Origin of the sequence: Rhodococcus sp. APC 3903 (assembly GCF_030407755.1) — a bacterium.
In the GTDB taxonomy this organism is placed as follows: Bacteria; Actinomycetota; Actinomycetes; order Mycobacteriales; family Mycobacteriaceae; genus Rhodococcus_F; species Rhodococcus_F erythropolis.
Window position 1 is genome coordinate 206,160 of sequence record NZ_JASDCV010000012.1, and the last position, 17,191, is coordinate 223,350.

General features: G+C 63.3%; 16 protein-coding genes. 13 read left to right on the forward strand and 3 right to left on the reverse strand.

The window, feature by feature from the left end; genetic code table 11:
* Nucleotides 1-40: 40 nt before the first annotated feature.
* From QMA15_RS18950 to QMA15_RS18970, 5 genes are all read left to right on the forward strand, one after another.
* The gene (locus tag QMA15_RS18950) at nucleotides 41-1,825 is read left to right on the forward strand and encodes an ABC transporter family substrate-binding protein (RefSeq protein ID WP_019744524.1); all 1,785 of its coding nucleotides are present in this window, start codon (nucleotides 41-43) and stop codon (nucleotides 1,823-1,825) included.
* Entirely contained in the window at nucleotides 1,822-2,706 is an 885-nt protein-coding gene (gene mshB, locus QMA15_RS18955) for an N-acetyl-1-D-myo-inositol-2-amino-2-deoxy-alpha-D-glucopyranoside deacetylase (protein WP_046378912.1), read from the forward strand. Before QMA15_RS18950 ends, mshB begins: the two co-directional genes overlap by 4 nt.
* Nucleotides 2,707-2,813: 107 nt before the next feature.
* Nucleotides 2,814-2,972, forward strand: a complete 159-nt coding sequence (locus QMA15_RS18960; RefSeq protein ID WP_019744522.1) for a hypothetical protein — start codon at nucleotides 2,814-2,816, stop codon at nucleotides 2,970-2,972.
* Between the two features lie 92 nt (nucleotides 2,973-3,064).
* Nucleotides 3,065-3,481: a hypothetical protein gene (locus tag QMA15_RS18965; RefSeq protein WP_279164068.1), complete on the forward strand. Its 417-nt coding sequence runs from the start codon at nucleotides 3,065-3,067 to the stop codon at nucleotides 3,479-3,481.
* 51 nt (nucleotides 3,482-3,532) lie between these two features.
* Nucleotides 3,533-4,378, forward strand: a complete 846-nt coding sequence (locus QMA15_RS18970; RefSeq protein ID WP_019744520.1) for a uroporphyrinogen-III synthase — start codon at nucleotides 3,533-3,535, stop codon at nucleotides 4,376-4,378.
* Here QMA15_RS18970 and QMA15_RS18975 read toward each other — a convergent pair.
* Nucleotides 4,338-5,909 carry a PH domain-containing protein gene (locus QMA15_RS18975; RefSeq protein WP_290285863.1) on the reverse strand — a complete coding sequence of 524 codons (1,572 nt, stop codon included), beginning with the start codon at nucleotides 5,907-5,909 and terminating at the stop codon, nucleotides 4,338-4,340. The two genes, QMA15_RS18970 and QMA15_RS18975, sit on opposite strands and share 41 nt — an antisense overlap.
* Nucleotides 5,906-6,409: a PH domain-containing protein gene (locus QMA15_RS18980; RefSeq protein ID WP_084325348.1), complete on the reverse strand. Its 504-nt coding sequence runs from the start codon at nucleotides 6,407-6,409 to the stop codon at nucleotides 5,906-5,908. The genes QMA15_RS18975 and QMA15_RS18980 overlap by 4 nt, the downstream gene beginning before the upstream one ends.
* An 82-nt stretch (nucleotides 6,410-6,491) precedes the next feature.
* Between QMA15_RS18980 and QMA15_RS18985 the strand changes: the two genes are divergently transcribed.
* The 8 genes from QMA15_RS18985 (at nucleotide 6,492) to QMA15_RS19020 (ending at nucleotide 15,679) form a co-directional block, all read left to right on the forward strand.
* Entirely contained in the window at nucleotides 6,492-6,680 is a 189-nt protein-coding gene (locus QMA15_RS18985; protein WP_003945217.1) for a hypothetical protein, read from the forward strand.
* Between the two features lie 118 nt (nucleotides 6,681-6,798).
* Entirely contained in the window at nucleotides 6,799-9,357 is a 2,559-nt protein-coding gene (locus tag QMA15_RS18990; RefSeq protein ID WP_020970220.1) for a bifunctional FO biosynthesis protein CofGH, read from the forward strand.
* Nucleotides 9,357-10,115 carry a hypothetical protein gene (locus QMA15_RS18995; protein WP_020908480.1) on the forward strand — a complete coding sequence of 253 codons (759 nt, stop codon included), beginning with the start codon at nucleotides 9,357-9,359 and terminating at the stop codon, nucleotides 10,113-10,115. Before QMA15_RS18990 ends, QMA15_RS18995 begins: the two co-directional genes overlap by 1 nt.
* Before the next feature lie 146 nt (nucleotides 10,116-10,261).
* Nucleotides 10,262-10,585 (forward strand): ferredoxin, encoded by a 324-nt coding sequence (gene fdxA / locus QMA15_RS19000; protein WP_003945248.1) that lies wholly within the window; start codon nucleotides 10,262-10,264, stop codon nucleotides 10,583-10,585.
* A 5-nt stretch (nucleotides 10,586-10,590) separates the two neighbouring features.
* Nucleotides 10,591-11,694, forward strand: a complete 1,104-nt coding sequence (gene dapC, locus QMA15_RS19005; RefSeq protein WP_021332787.1) for a succinyldiaminopimelate transaminase — start codon at nucleotides 10,591-10,593, stop codon at nucleotides 11,692-11,694.
* Nucleotides 11,695-11,758: 64 nt separating this feature from the next.
* Entirely contained in the window at nucleotides 11,759-12,439 is a 681-nt protein-coding gene (locus QMA15_RS19010) for a rhomboid family intramembrane serine protease (RefSeq protein WP_047888865.1), read from the forward strand.
* A 12-nt stretch (nucleotides 12,440-12,451) separates the two neighbouring features.
* On the forward strand, nucleotides 12,452-13,864 hold the full coding sequence (locus QMA15_RS19015) for an acyl-CoA synthetase (protein WP_279164090.1): 1,413 nt from the start codon (nucleotides 12,452-12,454) through the stop codon (nucleotides 13,862-13,864).
* A 213-nt stretch (nucleotides 13,865-14,077) separates the two neighbouring features.
* On the forward strand, nucleotides 14,078-15,679 hold the full coding sequence (locus QMA15_RS19020; protein ID WP_070385335.1) for a substrate-binding and VWA domain-containing protein: 1,602 nt from the start codon (nucleotides 14,078-14,080) through the stop codon (nucleotides 15,677-15,679).
* 15 nt (nucleotides 15,680-15,694) lie between these two features.
* Here QMA15_RS19020 and QMA15_RS19025 read toward each other — a convergent pair whose 3' ends face one another.
* Nucleotides 15,695-16,915: an HNH endonuclease signature motif containing protein gene (locus QMA15_RS19025; RefSeq protein WP_259348988.1), complete on the reverse strand. Its 1,221-nt coding sequence runs from the start codon at nucleotides 16,913-16,915 to the stop codon at nucleotides 15,695-15,697.
* Nucleotides 16,916-17,191 lie beyond the last annotated feature (276 nt).

Below are 17,191 nucleotides of genomic sequence, written 5' to 3' on the forward strand. Positions count from 1 at the left end.
TGCGAAGGGGCGACGCGGCCCCGTACGGAAGGAATTGTCTGTGGCCTCAGGACGTCGCTACCTGGCGTTGGCAGTGGCAGTGACGGCGTTGTCGCTGACTGCGTGTACGGCCGATCCGCCGCCTCCGGTCGAGAGCACCGAAACCGTCAAGCCCACACCGACTCCGGTCGTTCCGGCGATGAAGCAGGTCACTGTGGCGATCGACGAGGTAGGAGGCGGATTCAACCCGCACCTGCTCGCGGATCAGTCGCCGGTCAACTCCGCAGTCGGCAACCTCGTGTTGCCCAGTGCGTTTCGCCCGATCAATTCGCCGACGCAGCCTGGTGCGACGGAGTGGGCGATCGACGATTCTTTTCTCGTTTCGGCTGAAGTGACGTCAGAGGCTCCGTTCACTATTCGCTACCAACTGCGCAACGAAGCCCAATGGTCGGACGGCGCTCCCATTGCGGCAGAGGACTTTCGCTATCTCTGGCAGCAGATGATCTCGGTTCCCGGTGTGGTCAACCCCGCCGGCTATCAGATGATCGACGACGTGAACTCGTCCGGCGGTGGCAAGACGGTCAACGTCGTGATGCGTGCGCCGTATCCGGCGTGGCGAGAGTTGTTCACCGATATTCTTCCATCCCACCTGATCAAGGACACTCCCGGCGGTTTCAGCACCGGTTTGAGTGAGGGGATTCCGGTGTCTGGAGCCCACTTTCACGTGCGCTCGGTCGACCGTGGTCGAGACGAAATCGTGCTGGAACGCAACGACCGATTCTGGGGCAAGCCTTCAGATCCGGATCAGATAGTTCTGCGACGCGGAGGAACGGCTTCGCAATTGGCGGATGCACTGCGTACCGACGATGCTCAAGTGGCGCAAGTTCATTCGGGTAGTGCCACGGATATTCAGCTTTCTGCAATCCCGGGTGTCAGTACTGCATTCTCCTACGTTCCGCGCACTCTCGACATCAACGTCAATGGGCGCAGCAAGAACTTCGCGGACGTTCGGGTGCGTAAAGGTGTTCTGGGACTGCTCGATCCGGACCTGCTCGCCGTAGTGGCGGCCGGGAGTGAATCGGCGTCGGCCCCGGTGAAAGCTCAGATCCTCGCTCCGTCGGATCCGGGATATGCGCCAACCGCGCCGCCGAAACCGACCAGAGAGCAGGCGCTCGGCGAGCTGACCGCAGCCGGTTACTTGACAGCACCGCCAACCGGAATCGTCACTGGCACTGGAACGGTCGGATCGATCGTCCGGGACGGCGCTCAGTTGACGCTGCTGATCGGCGCTCCCGAAAACGACGACATCGCGATCGCCGTGGCAAACACCGCTGCCGACGAATTGCGTGACGTGGGGATCCTGGCGACCGTCGAATCGGTGCCGCCGGAGGAGCTCTACGGCGAGGATCTGACTACAGGGCGCGTCGACATGATCGTCGGTTGGAGCCGAGCAGGCGCTGACACCGCAACTTCACTGGCCTCCCGGTTCAGTTGCCCTACAGCGCCTTCCACTCCTGCGACAGGTTCGGCGGTGCCCACACCCACGCCGTCGCAGTCTCCGGAGCCTGTTCGAACGACAAGCGTCGAGGCTCCGAGCAACCTGTCCGGGCTGTGTGATCCGGCGTTGCAAGGTCGGATCGACGAAGCGCTCAGTGGCATCGGGGATCTCGGGTCGTTGATCGCCGATGCGGAACCCAAGCTGTGGGATCTGGCGGCGGTTTTGCCAATCGTGCAGAGCCGAGCGCTGGTTGCAGTCGGGACCGGAGTCGAGGGCGTGGTCCTCGACGGGCCGGTGCAGGTGGGGATATTCGGAAACGCTACGGACTGGGTGAGGGTGGCAAAGTGACCGCGTCGGCGAAGCGACTTCTGTTGGTGCACGCACATCCGGACGACGAAACGATCACCACCGGTGGCACCATCGCGCGTTACGCGTCCGAAGGCGCCGACGTCACGGTCCTCACCTGCACGTTGGGGGAGGAAGGCGAAGTGATCGGTGATGCGTGGGCAGGGCTCGTGGCTGCCGAGGCCGATCAACTCGGGGGCTACCGGATCGCCGAATTGAGCGCTGCTTTGTCGGCTTTGGGCAGTGCCGCTCCTCGCTTCCTCGCCGGTGCCGGTCGTTATCGCGATTCCGGAATGATCGGCACACCTTCGGCCGCCAATCCCCGTGCTTTTGTCAATGCTCGACTCGACGAGGCAGTCGGCGCGGTGGTCGCCGTCATTCGTGAGATTCGGCCGCACGTCGTGATCACGTACGACCCCAACGGAGGCTACGGGCACCCGGATCACATCCAGGCACACGCGATCACGACAGCGGCCGTGGAAGCTGCAGCAACGACCGCATATCCCGAGACCGGCGAGCCGTGGTCGACTCCGAAGTTCTACTGGACCGTGACCGAGCGCAGCGGACTCGAACGCGGCATCGCGGCGATTTCCGAGTTCCCGGAGAACTGGCGTCTGCCCGAGCCCGGTGAATTGCCGAGCGTCGAGGACGCAGACGTGACGACGGCAATCGATGTTCGAGGCGTCATCGATGCGAAGGCGAGGGCATTGAGCGCCCACGCCACTCAGGTGACGGTAGCCCCGAGTGGAGCCGAGTTCGCATTGTCGAACAACGTGGTCCAACCGATCCTGACGGTCGAGCATTTCGTATTGGCCGCCGGCACGCTCGGTCCGGTGGGTGAGGACGGTCGCGAGCGCGATCTGTTCGGCGGGCTGCACAGCTGACCTGGGCGTCGGCTCACAGGCATTGCGATCGACGCCGTAGTGGTGTGTGATGCGTGTCACCGGATGGGTGGTCCTTTCGGTAACAGCAAAGCCTGGGGGCTGAAGAAATGTACAACTGGGACCTGCAGAACCAGATCGTCGCCTTCGTCGATTCGTTGCGTCCGATGGCCGGTTACTACCACGACATGTATTACGGATCGCTCTACGCATTTGCAGATCAGCAAAGTCATCTGCTGACGCTGCTCGGGTTCCCGCCGGTTCCCTGATCGACTTCGTGCTTTTCGGGCGCGAGCCGGGGTGCTTGTCGGGAGGGACCCCGCGCTCGCGCGTTGGCCGTCGATAGACCACTATCAAAACCATGATCACGGCCGAGAACAACACAGACGCTTCGACAGAAACGTCGCTGTCGTGGCTCGACCCCATCATCCTCGGTGTCCTGATTTTCGACGGGTTCTTGTGCGCGGTGTTGTCCGTCCTGTTCTTGCCGACTCATCTCGGTACGACGGCATTTCCGATCAGCATTCTCGTTGCAGCGACCGCGAACCTCGTATTGGTGATCGCCGCCCGCACGGTTACGACGCCGGGTCTGGCCGCATTGCCGCTCGCCGGTTGGATCGTCGGGTTCTTGGTGTGCATGGTCGGCGGTCCAGGCGGCGACGTGCTGGTGCTCTCGTCCCCTCTGACGTTCTTATTGCTGGTCGGCGCAATCGCTCCGGCCGCGGTTTTCCTCTTCAAAGTAGCGATCAACAGGCTTGCCACCCTCAGTTCGCAATAGTTCTCGGCGCGCGCGTAGGAAAGTAACCCATCCATAAGGGACACTCAGCCTGTGGCTGAAGATGATCTGGCGGGCGCGACTATCGCCTTGACCGCAGAACGGCGTGTCGAAGAATTTGCGACGCTCCTCGAACGTCGAGGCGCGGAGATCGTGCGGACACCGGTGATCCATGTGCTGCCGTTGGTGGACGATCGGGACCTGCGTACTCAGACGTCCGCGTTGATTGCCGATCCACCGGAATTGGTCGTGATCAGCACCGGAATCGGCTTTCGGGGTTGGCTCGACGCCGTCGCGTCGTGGGGTTTGACCGACGAGTTCCTCGGAGCTCTGGCCCGGACGCGCATCATCGCCCGCGGCCCCAAGGCGACGGGCGCCATCCGGGGCGCCGGACTGCGCGAGGAATGGTCGCCTTCGGGTGAGTCGTCCGAGGAAGTTCTGGCGCACCTCGGAAGCGAGGGAGTGGCAGGCTTACGCGTCGCAGTCCAGTTGCACGGCACCATCACCGAATGGGAGCCGTTGACGGACCTGAGCGCCTCCCTCGCCGACATCGGCGCGGTTGTCACCCCGGTGTCGGTCTATCGGTGGATCCGGCCGCCGGATCAGTCGCCAGTCCGCGCGTTGGTCGCTGCAGTTCGTTCCGGTGCAATCGACGCGCTGACCTTCACCAGTGCCCCCGCGGTGTCCTCGATGCTCAGCACGGCAAAAGAGATGGGCGAGCTGGAGCGGTTCGTCGCAGCTATGCGCGGACCGGTACCGACCTACTGCGTCGGACCGGTGACGGCCGCCCCGCTGGAACTCCTCGGTGTTCCGACCATCCAGCCGGAGCGATCGCGTCTCGGTTCGCTGGCGAGGCTCATCATCGACGACCTGCCCAAACGTCGCCACCGCCCGGAGTGACGGCTTCGATCAATGCCCACGCGTTCTCGGCGGGGAGATCGATCACCTCGTAGCTTCCGGTGCCTGCTGGCGTCGCGGCGATGACGGTTGCCACGCCTGCGCGTCGTTGGAAGAACGTCTCGCGCACCGTCCATCCGATGACACCTTCGGATTCGAGGCTGTGACGCTGGCGATCGAGCGAGCCGCTTCGGGTGATCAACCATCCCGGCAGGACTGCGTGGCCGAGGCCGTTGTATCGGTCGTAGGCGAGGGCAGCGCCAGCAATGGCGAGTACGGCGACCCCGAACCACGCGTAGATCGGTACATCCAGACCAGAAGCCGCGCACGGCACGCAGACCAGAAACGCCACAGTCGCGAGAAACAGTGCCCTGGTGTACCGGCGACGCCGCGCGGCTGGCCCGTGCGGGATCAGCGGGGCGGACGCCTGGCGTGAATCACCGATCACGGTAGCCATCACTCGCTCGGCTTCTCTGCGTGGTCCCTGCGGGAGCAGCAGCGAAGATTCCTTCTTCTCGGCGCTGACCCCGGTCATGATGGCGTCGAGCCGCGCGCCGCGGGCCAATCGCAGTAGAAGCGGTTCTTTGAGGGTCGTGCCGCGGAGGCGGGCGCGGTCGAGTGTGGTTTGCCGAGTTTTCAACAGGCCGTGACTGACATGCAGGATGCGGCCGTTGTCGGTGAGTTTCATGTTGCCGAACGCGATCAGGTACTGGACGCAGGCGAGTGCACTCGACAGCACCAGCAGCACGACGAGTGCGATGACGATCATCAGCGCGATGCCGAGGCTCTCGAGTGAGTCGAAGCTGTCGCTTACTGCCGACGATTTCGCGACGGCAGTGCCGATGCCGTATTGGAACGAGATGCCGATGATCGCTGCGATGATGGCGATTCCGGTGAACGAAAAGGGAGCGTAGCGAACCCAACTGGGCTCCCAGTGACCGATCTCGGTGTCGACCGGTTCGGCGAAGTTCTCGACCGGTGTGCCCGGGGTTTCCAGTCGCCGTGCCTGTTGCGCGCCGGCCAACAGTGCGGCACGTAGGTCCGGAACCAGGGCAGTCGAGAGGGCATTGAGTTCGAACTTGTTCGAATCGTGGCCGATCCCGGCGCGCTGGCCGGTCCCGATGCGCACGATCGACAGCCCGAGCAGTCGGTGCATGACCCCGGCCTCGACGTCGACGGATCGGATGCGGCTACGCGGGACGGAGAGCAGCTTTTTCTGGAATACCCCGGTGCGCAGTTGTACGTGAACGGGCCCGATTCGGTACGTGGTGGTGAAGTACCGCAACAGACCGAAGACGACGAGCAGAGTGACGACGCCGAGTCCCCACCAGTGGTTTCCGGATTGGCTGCCGAGAACTACGGAGACGAGCAGGACCGGGAGCAGTTTGACGACTTCGTTGACGGGGTGGACCAGAAGCATGCGGCGGTCGAGGCGGAGCCAGGGCTGTTCCTCCTCGGCTGCCTCGGCAGCTGCCGTTTCCGCCTCGACCGGGATTTCGATCGCGGTCGGGTCGCCCAACTGCTTCTCGTTCACGTTGCGTCTCCCACGTTGGTGCCCGCGATCTCCGTCAGTTGGGCCACTGTGCGGTCGGCGATTTCCTGGTCGAGCGCGGAGATCTTCACAGCCCCGGCAGACGACGCCGTAGTGACGGTCACGGTTGCCAGACCCAACATGCGGTCGATCGGTCCGCGTTCGGTGTCCACGGTCTGCACGCGCGATATCGGTGCGATCCGTCGTTCCTGGGTGAACCACCCCGAGCGTGTGTACACCGCAGTGTCACTGATTTCCCATCTGTGTACGCGATACCGCCACGCCGGAACCATCAGAATGTAGGTGGCCGCGAATAGGACGGTGACTGCGAAGACCAGGCCCACCACCCAGGACGGGATTCCGGGTATCAAGACGGCACAGACGATTTCGGCGACGATGACGGGTACCCAGAACAGCGAGGCAGTGATTGCCCACAGCCTCGGGGCTTTGGCGCTGGGTCGCCATAACGGGTCGGCCATGGTCAGCGGTTGCGGGGCAGTCATGGGCACTACTTTGGTCGAGTGAGGGGCGATCTGTCGACATCGGCCCTATCGTGGAGTGTGGCGACTGCGAAGGGAGCACGTGATGACCGAACAAGATGCGACATTCGACCCGGAGGCTCCGGAATCAGATGCGCTCGAACAATCGACACCCGTAGATCCGAACGCCCCCGAAGAACCCGATCTGACCGACATTCCACTCGACGCGCCAGTGGCTGACGTGGTGGATCAACGAGTCGAGGTCGCGGTCGACGACGACTACCGGCCGTCGTGATCGAGGCCGCGTCAGGGCGGTAAGGCCTCCTACTTCTGGCACCGGGTGGCACTAGTCGTCCAACATGGCGCATGATCGCTAGGTGAACCGAACTGGTGATGACTCCGGCAAACCCACCATGCTTCCGATGCCAGGCATTTCCGCGTCCGCCTCGTCCAGTCCGTCGCCCGGCCCGTCAGCGTCGGCGATGCGGCGAGTTCTCCGTCGCGCACGCGATGGAGCGACCCTGAACGTCGACGAGGCGGCAACGCTGCTGCAGGCGCGGGGAACCGATCTGACCGATCTGTGTTCCTCGGCGGCCAAGGTTCGCGATGCGGGTCTGCTGGCAGCGGGTCGGCCGAACACCGTGACGTATTCGCGGAAGGTTTTCATTCCGCTGACCCGTCTGTGCCAGGACAAGTGCCACTACTGCACGTTCGTGACGGTGCCCGGGAAACTGCGTGCCGCTGGGCACGGCATGTTCCTGGAGCCGGACGAGGTTTTGGACATCGCTCGGGCAGGCGCCGAATTGGGCTGCAAGGAAGCGTTGTTCACGCTGGGTGATCGCCCCGAGGCTCGCTGGCCGGAAGCAAAGCAGTGGCTGGACGAACGAGGCTACGACTCCACCCTCGACTACGTGCGGGCGATGTCGATCCGGGTACTCGAGGAGACCGGACTGCTCCCGCATCTGAATCCCGGTGTGATGAGCTGGCAGGAACTCTCGCGGCTCAAGCCCGTTGCTCCGTCGATGGGCATGATGCTCGAGACGACCGCAACCCGCCTGTTCACCGACAAGGGCGAATGCCACTACGGCAGCCCGGACAAGGACCCGGCGGTTCGGCTACGCACCCTGACCGACGCAGGCCGACTGAACATCCCGTTCACCACGGGAATTCTTGTGGGCATCGGGGAGAACTTCCTCGAGCGTGCCGAATCGATCATGGCGATACGCAAGTCGCAGAAGGCGTTCGGGCACATCCAGGAAGTGATCATCCAGAACTTCCTGGCCAAGCCTGATACCGCGATGCGCGATACCCCTGACGCAGGACTCGACGAATTTCTCGCGGCCATCGCTGTCGCACGACTGCTGCTCGGGCCGACGATGCGGATTCAGAGTCCGCCGAATCTCGTCTCGAACAGCGAGTGCCTCGCGCTGCTCGGCGCCGGTGTGGACGACTGGGGCGGGGTGTCACCGTTGACCCCCGATCACGTCAACCCGGAGCGTCCGTGGCCGAATCTCGAGACCTTGGCGGAGATCAGCGCCGAAGGCGGCTTCACCCTGACCGAACGCACTGCGGCTCAGCCGGCCTATGTCCTGGCCGGGGCTCCGTGGATCGATCCGCGCATTGCGGGCCACGTGCAGGCACTGGCGGACCCCAAAACCGGCCTCGCCCTGCCCGACACCAAGCCGGTGGGTCGGCCGTGGCAGGAACCGGACGAGTCGTGGGAATCGAGCGGACGCGTCGATCTCAATACCGAGATCGACACGGACGGGCGCAACACCGAGACCCGCAGTGACCTGGGCAGTGCGTTCGGCGACTGGGAGACCGTGCGCGAACAGGTCCTCGAGTTGAGTGCTCCGATTCGCGTCGACACCGATCTGCTGGCTGCGCTGCGCAGTGCCGAACGCGACCCGGCCGGATGCTCCGACGACGAGTACCTGGCCCTTGCCACGGCGGAGGGCCCGGGCCTGGAAGCTGTTGTGGCACTGGCGGATGCGCTACGCAAGGACGCCGTCGGCGAGGACGTCACCTACGTGGTGAACCGAAACATCAACTTCACCAACATTTGCTACACGGGCTGCCGGTTCTGCGCATTCGCGCAGCGCAAGGGCGACGCCGACGCGTTCACGCTGTCGGCAGAGCAGGTCGCCGACCGTGCGTGGGAAGCGCACGTCGCCGGCGCGACCGAGGTGTGCATGCAAGGCGGTATCGATCCGGAACTTCCCGTCACCGGTTACGCCGACCTGGTCCGGGCCGTCAAGAAGCGCGTGCCGTCGATGCACGTCCACGCGTTCTCGCCGATGGAGATCGTCAACGGTGCATCGCGCAGCGGTGAAAGCATCAGGGATTGGCTGACTGCGCTGCGTGAGGCGGGCCTGGACACCATTCCCGGTACGGCAGCGGAGATCCTCGACGACGAGGTGCGTTGGATCCTCACCAAGGGCAAACTGCCGACGGCAGAGTGGATCGAAGTGGTCACCACGGCCCACGAGGTGGGGCTGCGATCGAGTTCGACGATGATGTACGGGCATGTCGATCAGCCGCACCACTGGGTCGGGCACCTGAATGTACTTCGCGGAATTCAGGACCGTACAGGTGGATTCACGGAGTTCGTGCTGCTGCCGTTCGTTCACCAGAGCGCGCCGCTGTACCTGGCGGGCGCTTCACGGCCAGGGCCGACCAACCGGGACAACCGCGCTGCGCACGCACTGGCACGCATCATGCTGCACGGTCGCATCCCCAACATCCAGACCAGCTGGGTCAAGCTCGGGATCACCGGAACGCAGATGATGCTCAACGGCGGAGCCAACGACCTCGGTGGGACGCTGATGGAGGAGACGATCTCGCGGATGGCAGGCTCCGAACACGGGTCCGAGAAGACCGTCGCGGAACTGCGCGCCATCGCCGAGGGAATCGGACGCCCGGCGCGCGAACGAACCACCACACATGCACGACGCGAAGGAGCGATTGCCTGATGGCCGATGTTCTGGGGGACCGCAAGGTCGTCGAGGTTCTCGATCGAGCGGTATGGGGGATCAACCCGGTTCTCGATCTCGCCTACAGCGATCCGCTCGGTATCAAGCGTCGGACCTTCGAGCCGACCGATCCCGAGCGAAATGCCGCAGCGATGGTGTTGGACGCGGCGGCCTGGGTCCTCGACGTCGTCAAGTTCCCCGGGACGGCGGCGTGGTCGGTGATGACCGACGAGCAGCGCTCGAAGTGGTGGACGACCCGGTTGGGTGCACTCAACACCGTTGCCGTCGCGTTCCCCGGCATCTTCGGCGTCCTCCTCAATCGGCTGCCGATCCAGGACCTCTTGGCATTCGCGAATCAGGCCGTTGTGCTCGTTGCGGTTGCCCGTGAACACGGAGTGACGGAGCGGGATCAGCAGGTGGACCTCCTGGCGTCGGTGCTGTGCCGGCGTGAGACCAAGTCCCGAGATCTGCTCGCCGGTGAGGATTTCGCCGAAAAGTCGGTCAGCGGTGCCGACGAGACCTGGCGCCCGTTCGCGCTCATCGGCACCTTGTGGCGCACGTCCAAGACTTTTCGTGCCATCACGGACGAGCTGCACAAGCGGCCGTCGCGGACAAAACCGTACGAGATTTTCGGCAAGATTCCGGTGGTCGGCGTCGTGGCGGATTATCTCGGTGAGCGCGGCGCTTTGGTCCGCGCTGCTGCTGCGGGGGAGAAGTGGATCGCGATTCGGTCGAGGAACATCACCGCAGTAGGCTGAAATGTGTTACCCCCGCCTGCTCAGAGTCGGTTGGCAGGGGGATAATAGGCTGTTCCCGCGGTACGTGAGAGTCGTATCGGATTTTCGGCCCCTTGCAACTGCGTGTTGCGGCGGCGATGCACGACAGGAAGGCAGGGAGATCGGCAGTGACCTACACGATTGCTGAACCGTGTGTAGATGTGATGGACAAGGCGTGCATCGAAGAATGCCCTGTCGACTGCATCTACGAGGGTGGACGCATGCTTTACATCCACCCCGACGAGTGTGTCGACTGCGGCGCGTGTGAGCCTGTCTGTCCCGTCGAAGCCATCTTCTACGAAGACGACGTCCCGGACCAGTGGAACGCGTACATCAGCACCAACGTCGATTTCTTCGACGATCTCGGTTCGCCGGGTGGAGCGGCCAAGCTCGGCAAGGTCGACTACGACACGCCGTTCATCAAGGCGCTGCCTCCCATGGGTGAGGAATAGAGATCTTGTCTCGTACTCCGGTGGCCGCTGGGCTTCCTGATTTTCCGTGGGATTCGCTCGCCGACGTCACGGCGAAGGCACACTCTCATCCCGACGGCATCGTGAACCTGTCCGTGGGAACGCCGGTTGATCCCGTTGATCCGGTGATCCAGGAGGCTTTGTCCTCTGTTGCCGAGATACCCGGATATCCGACGACGCACGGCACGCTCGCACTTCGCGAGGCCGTAGCGGAGTCACTCGATCGCCGTTACAACATTCCCGACGTCGATCCGGCAGCGGTCCTGCCGGCGATCGGCACGAAGGAAATGATCGCGTGGCTGCCGACATTGCTCGGTCTCGGAGCCGACGATCTGGTGGTCATTCCGGAGTTGGCATACCCGACGTACGAGGTCGCGGCGAAGCTGGCAGGCGCTCGCGTCCTGCGCGCCGACGGCTTGAACAAGCTCGGTCCCGAGTCGGCGGCGATGATCTTCGTGAACTCGCCGTCGAACCCCACCGGCAAAGTGCTCGGCCTCGAGCACTTGCAGAAGGTCGTGGCCTGGGCGCGCGAGCGGGGCGCGATCGTCGTCTCCGACGAGTGCTACCTCGGATTGACGTGGGAAGCGGATGCGCTCTCCATTCTCGATCCCCGTGTCAACGACGGCGATCTGACCGGTTTGCTTGCGGTCCACTCGCTTTCGAAGACGTCCAATCTCGCGAGCTATCGCGCGGGGTTCGTCACCGGTGATCCGGCTTTGGTGTCGGAACTGCTCGAGGTGCGTAAGCACGCGGGCATGATCCTGCCGCTGCCGATCCAGGCGGCGATGACCGCAGCTTTGGGCGACGACCAACACGAGAACATCCAGCGCGAGCGGTACCGCGAGCGTCGCAGCGTGTTGATCGAAGCTGTTCGAGGCGCCGGATTCACCGTCGACAATTCCGAGGCGGGTCTGTACCTCTGGGCGACGCGCGGCGAGGAATGTCGAGCGACGGTCAGTTGGTTCGCCGATCGTGGGATTCTCGTTGCCCCCGGTGAGTTCTACGGTCCGAGCGGGAGCAAGCACGTGCGGATCGCGCTCACTGCAACAGACGAACGAATCGCCGCGGCAGCAAAGCGCCTCTCCGCCTGAACTGTGTCCTTTCCCAGGTGTCAGGTTCCCTGATGTCGGTATCGGTCCGATGTAAGGTCGCGCTGTGACCACCTCAGGGACCGGCGGCTTGGACGCGGTACTGATTTTTGCTGTCGTTGTTGCCTCGGTTGCCCTGATGCTCGTGTGGTTGAAAAGTCGTCGAGTTTTCGGAGAATTCCCACTCTCGGCAACTCTCCTCTGGCTGATGGTTGCAGTGCCATCCATCCTGCAGGCGCTGATACCAGGACTACTCGAGATGTTTCGTCGTGATCCCGCATTGATTCGCGACGGTCAATGGTGGCGCATTCTGACCTCCGTGCTCGTCCAGGACGGAGGGGTCGCAGGAACCGTCACCAATCTCGTGACCCTGGCTGTGGTTGCACCGCCTGCGTTTCGGCTCTGGGGCGCCGCACGCGGCTGGGCTCTCTTTCTGCTCGGTCAACTGTTGTTCGGTTTGCTCACCACCGCAGTCTTTCCGTCGACCGGCGCAGGAAACTCCGGTGCCACACTTGCTCTGGCAGCGGCGGCCGCGGGGATCGGTGTTCTGGTGCGCCCGCGAATGCCTGAGATTGTTCTGACGGCCGTGATTGTCGTCGGCGGCGCAACCCTGGTGACGGTCGACGACGCGCACGGATTCGCCGTTCTTTCCGGGGCGCTCTTGGGGGCGGCGCTGGTGACGCTGTTCCCTCCGCACTCGATAGATGCGCGTCGGGCAGGAGAAAGTTTGCGACCATCGGCGCTGTGAGATGCTGTCGTGGTGCTGCTGAGATCACTGAACCCCCTTGCTGTCGCCCGCGGTGACGACCTCGACGACGCCGTGACGATCGGTGACACGGTTCTCTCGCGGAGTGCCATTCTCGGTGCCGCGACCTCGGTCGCGGAACGAGTGGCGCAGGCCGATCGGGTTGCTGTATTGGCAACTCCCACAGCAAAAACGATTCTCGCCGTCGTCGGGGCATTGATTGCCGGTGTCACCGTTGTGCCGGTACCGCCGGACTCGGGGAAGGCTGAGCGGGAGCACATTCTGCGTGACTCGGGTGCTCAGGCGTGGCTCGGTGAAACGGACGACCACTGCGACACTCTGCCGGTAGTTCCCGTCCGGTTGCACGCTCGCTCGTGGCACAGCTATCCCGAACCGGCACCGCAGTCCACAGCATTCGTCCTGTACACGTCCGGTACCACTGGCCCACCGAAGGGCGTTCTGCTCAGTCGCTCGGCCATCGCAGCCGGGATCGACGCGCTCGCCGAGGCCTGGGACTGGACGTGGCGAGACACGCTCGTGCACGGGCTTCCGCTCTTCCACGTGCACGGACTGATCCTCGGAATCCTCGGCCCCCTACGGATCGGCAGCCGGGTGATCCACACCGTCAAGCCGACGCCGGAAAATTACGCCCGGGCGAAAGGCTCCCTCTACTTCGGTGTTCCCACCGTCTGGTCGCGTATCGCCGAAAACGAAGAAGCTGCGCGCGCGTTGTCCGGTGCCCGACTTCTGGTTTCCGGCAGTGCGCCGCTTCCTGTGCCTGTCTTCGAAAAGCTGTGGGAGCGAACAGGATTGACGCCCATCGAGCGTTACGGCATGAGTGAGACGATGCTGACTCTGAGCACACGTTTCGACGGCGAGCGACGCCCAGGGTGGGTCGGCGTGCCACTGCGCGGAGTCGAGACTCGTCTTCGTGACGAGAAGGGCAACGACGTGCCACACGACGGCGAGAGTATCGGCGGTCTACAGGTACGTGGGCCGATGCTTTTCGACGGCTACTTGAACCGTCCAGACGCAACCGCCGAGTCCTGGACGGAGGACGGCTACTTCAAGACCGGTGATGTCGCCGTCATCGACGAGGGTGGGTTCCACCGAATCGTCGGCCGCGAATCCATCGACTTGATCAAAACCGGTGGATTCAGAGTCGGCGCCGGCGAGATCGAGACCGCCATCCTCGGGCACCCTTCGGTGTCCGAAGTTGCGGTGATCGGTGTCCCCGACGCCGATCTGGGTCAGCGGATCATCGCCGTCGTAGTCCGTAAGCCCGGGAGCCCCGAGGTCACCGAAGCTGAATTGGTCGAGTTGGTCGGGGCTGAGTTGTCGGCGCACAAGCGTCCCCGTGAGGTTCGCTTCGCCGAGACTCTGCCGCGTAACGCGATGGGCAAGGTCCAGAAGCGCGAGCTCTTCTGAGAAGAGCGGTTTGCTGAAAAGTCGCTGTGACGCTTGAAGGTTCGTGACTTCGGTCGGGCTGTCCCGGAATATGGGCTCGTCGGTTCTCCGACGATTCAGCGCTAGTTGGAATTTCTGTGTTCTTGGCTACACTACCGCCCGGTAGGGATAGCTCCAGTCGCACGCATGCCGTCGGTATGTCCTAGTGCGAGTGGCCTCGGAAGGGCAGATTTCATGGCGGGCGGACGGCATTCGAGTCCTGACAGCGGGCGATCGATCGGGTTCTACGCAGTGGGTGGGTTGGTTGCCGTCGCGGTAGTCGCTACCGGGGTGGTGGTCTTCAAGGCAACACAGTCCGATTCCTGCGAGAGCGTCGACGAGTACTCGCTGGCAGCAGATCCTGCGATCGCGCCTGCAGTCACGGAGATCCTCGCAGAATCGTCGCCGGAGCAGACAGGCTGTTCGCGGATCACGGTCACCTCTGCGTTGCCAGGCGACGTAGCGGGAACCCTGGGCAAGGGCGTGGACGCACCGGACATGTGGATACCGGATTCGACAGCGTGGGTCGGCAAAGCTGCACTGACGGCCAAGGGGCCGGTCGCTGCCGCCGGCGGTTCGATCGCCACCTCGCCTGTCGTCCTCGCGTCCGGCGGTGGCGAGCAGTTTGCCAGTTGGCTCACGGCGCTTCAGGTTCCCGATCTCGCGCTGGGCAATCCGTTGTTCACCGGGGTTGCGTCGGCGCCCATTCTCGGAGCCCTCGCGGAGACCGGGGCCACCTCCGAATCGGTTCGAGCGGCCCTGGTACCCCATGCCCAAGCAGAGAGCGTTCGTACCGAAGATCAGCCGGTAGGGCAGAAGATGCTCACCGAATTGGTCAGCTCCGGCAAGGTCGGTGTTTCGACCGAGCAACAGGTCGTCGAGTTCACGAAAGCCGAGTCGAAGATTTCCGCGACAGTACCGGCGACTGGAACCATGATCATGGATTACCCCCTGGTGGTCAGTGCCTCGGCGCCGGATCGGCACTACGCGGCAGCGAAGAAGAGTGACGCCATCGCCGACCTGTTGCACAGTGAATCTGCACAGGAAGTTCTGACACGCAGCGGTTTCCGTACTTCCGGCGGTGGAGCTGTCGAAGGTGGAGTTGGTGACGTGACGGCCTTGACGGTCTCCGAACAGTCGGTGGCCGATCAAACGCTGGGCGCTTGGGCTCTGATGGCCAAGCCGATCCGGACACTCGTTGCGATCGACGTGTCTGCGTCGATGGACTACCCGGCAGCAGGCGGCAAGACGCGCATGCAGTTGACCACTGCTGCCGCTCTCGCCGGCAATCAGGTCTTCCCGGACAGTGTCGCTGCCGGTCTCTGGGCGTTCTCCCAAGGTATGAACGGAACCCAGGACTTTCAGGAATTGGTGCCGATCAGGCGCTACGACACCATCGTCGACGGCATGACTCAGCGAAAGTTGATGGCTGATCAGGCGAACCGTCTCACCGAACTCAAGCGTGGCGCCACCGGTTTGTATGACACGACTCTGGCCGCCTTCCGTAAGGTGCAGGAATCGTACGATCCGCGAGCGGTCAACAGCGTCATCATCTTGACCGACGGTGCCAACGAAGATCCCGACAGCATCAGCCGTGAACAGCTGCTCGATGTTCTTGCACGCGAGCAGGATCCGGCGCGTCCGGTCATCATCGTCACCATCGGCATCACCGATGACGCCGATGCGGCGGCGCTCGCCGATATCTCCCGCGTGACGGGCGGTTCGACGTACATCGCTCGTGACCCCTCGGAGATTTCCGAGGTGTTTGTGAACGCACTGGCTCACCGAGGATCGTGAGCCACGCCGAGGACCTCAGGCCGCGTCGGGACCGGCCCAGGGCGTCGGAAGTGGCGGAGCCTCAGACGAATATCGGTGCCCGGTAGGCGTCGTCGTGGTGAAGGTGTGCCGGGTACCTGGTACAGGTTCGGCCGACCAGTCCGAGCCCTGTTTCGCGTAGTTGCATGCCGCGCACAGCCCGGCACCGTTGGCTGCGCTGGTGAGGCCACCCCTCGAGTGATCGCGAATGTGGTCGCGGTGGCGAACCGGCGCGTCGCACCACGGAGTGCGGCAGCTTCGATCCCGGAGTTCGATCAATCGTGCCAACCCCTTCGGGAAGGTTCTCGCGGTGGATTCCATTGCGGTCAGTGCGCCCGTATCGGGGCGTGCGTAGAGCTTTCGAACCGTTGTCATGGTTTCGGAGTCCTCGCCGGACAAGGTGATCCATTCACGTGCGATGGCTGCTGGAACAGGTCCGTACCCGTGGACGTGGGCAGGGTCGGAACCGTCGCCGAGTAGCGACTGGTCGGAGACAATCAGATTCACCGTGACGGGTGTCGGTGTGGCGCGGCCGATTCCGGTGACCCGCTCCACCAGGAGATCAGCCATGATCTGAGCTCGCGTGCGCTCGTCCCCGCCGGCAAGTACGGAATCTGCATCGCGGCCGAGCGTGGCATATACGACGGTACCCGCGGCAGCGGGAAGTAGGACATTGAGCCAGCACATCGTGTCGGGCGCAGGCCGAGACGTCACACGTCTGTCTCGTACGGCTTTGCGTGCTCGTCTCGCAACACTGTCGGCGTCTATTTCGGCAGTGCGTGCGCGGATTCTTTCTGTCAGTTGGTGGGTGCCACATCCGTCCAAGATCGCAGCGTCGCAGCAGAACTCGCGATCCAATGCAGCGCGATCCTGGACTGTGAGACACGCAGTTTCACGCATGAGAATTGTCGCTTGATGCTCACTGATGGAGCCACGGACAAGTAGTCGAAGTGTGTGTGGCATCTCGTCGTTCAGTGCGCGGGCCAGGTTGAGATGCTGAGTTCCGAACCATGCCGACTCTCGCCGTGCGAGGGCAATCTGCGCGTTGATTCCACGGCCCTGGTACGAGCGCGGAACTCCCCGTTCGCCGCGGTCCTTGCGGGTTACCGTGTCGAGATCGGCAGCCAGCAATGCCTGGGCCCCAGCGCAACTGGCCTTCAGCTCTTCCAGTGCGCGTAGTAGATCCACGCGAGCTGCGTTGTCGATGGAACGATCCATGCTGACGAGTGACGCTCGGAATTGTCCGATCGTCTCTTCGGATATCGTCTGTTTGGAAATCGCCTGTTCAGATACTTTCGTCGTCACTTTTACCCCCCGGTAGTGTCGAACATGCATTCGATACTAGCGCCGACAGTGAACGCACGCAACGGCTTTCTCTGTTGGCGTCCGAAAGTTCCGACAGTTCGGTTTTCATGGTTGACTGGTCCTCATGATCGAGTTGAGGGGATTGACCAAGGTTTACGGACCGACGAAAGCGGTGGACGATTTGTCGTT

Bases quoted from the DNA above. Each gene is read 5' to 3' on its own strand.
- QMA15_RS19020 (WP_070385335.1), top strand. From the start codon at position 14,078: ATGGCGGGCGGACGGCATTCGAGTCCTGACAGCGGGCGATCGATCGGG.
- QMA15_RS18985 (WP_003945217.1), top strand. From the start codon at position 6,492: ATGACCGAACAAGATGCGACATTCGACCCGGAGGCTCCGGAATCAGAT.
- QMA15_RS18965 (WP_279164068.1), top strand. From the start codon at position 3,065: ATGATCACGGCCGAGAACAACACAGACGCTTCGACAGAAACGTCGCTG.
- QMA15_RS18960 (WP_019744522.1), top strand. From the start codon at position 2,814: ATGTACAACTGGGACCTGCAGAACCAGATCGTCGCCTTCGTCGATTCG.
- QMA15_RS19025 (WP_259348988.1), bottom strand. From the start codon at position 16,915: ATGGATCGTTCCATCGACAACGCAGCTCGCGTGGATCTACTACGCGCA.
- QMA15_RS18980 (WP_084325348.1), bottom strand. From the start codon at position 6,409: ATGACTGCCCCGCAACCGCTGACCATGGCCGACCCGTTATGGCGACCC.
- QMA15_RS18995 (WP_020908480.1), top strand. From the start codon at position 9,357: ATGGCCGATGTTCTGGGGGACCGCAAGGTCGTCGAGGTTCTCGATCGA.
- QMA15_RS18990 (WP_020970220.1), top strand. From the start codon at position 6,799: ATGCTTCCGATGCCAGGCATTTCCGCGTCCGCCTCGTCCAGTCCGTCG.